Origin of the sequence: Bacillus pretiosus (assembly GCF_051294775.1) — a bacterium.
Taxonomy (GTDB): Bacteria; Bacillota; Bacilli; order Bacillales; family Bacillaceae_G; genus Bacillus_A; species Bacillus_A wiedmannii.
On the sequence record NZ_JBPPHF010000280.1, the window covers coordinates 1 to 297 of the forward strand.

The window sequence follows — 297 nt, forward strand, 5'->3', positions numbered from 1 at the left end:
GAAGTATATAATAACGAAGCTGATGCAAGGATTGTTAGAAAAACAGATGGAAAGGCATACACTTGCGGGAGTGCTGGAGGAAATGGTGTTGTGAATAAAGGGCAAACATCATGCTATACGCCACTGGTATATGATTTAGATCCAAGGAAGGCACAAGCGCAAGGGAAACATGCCATTCCGAATAGTGATGCATATAATTATGCGGAGACAATTTGTTATTAATATAACACATGAGTTAAGAGTTGTTATTTGATATAAAAATGAAAGAGCCTTACTGCATTTTATTGTGGTATTTTT

At 36.4% G+C, this 297-nt stretch carries 1 protein-coding gene; it reads left to right on the top strand.

The genetic code is table 11. The features are described 5' to 3' along the window. The coding region (locus ACSG5Z_RS30870) for a DUF2690 domain-containing protein (protein ID WP_435712859.1) at window positions 1-222 on the top strand (222 nt) is incomplete at its 5' end. Between the last annotated feature and the right edge of the window lie 75 nt (window positions 223-297).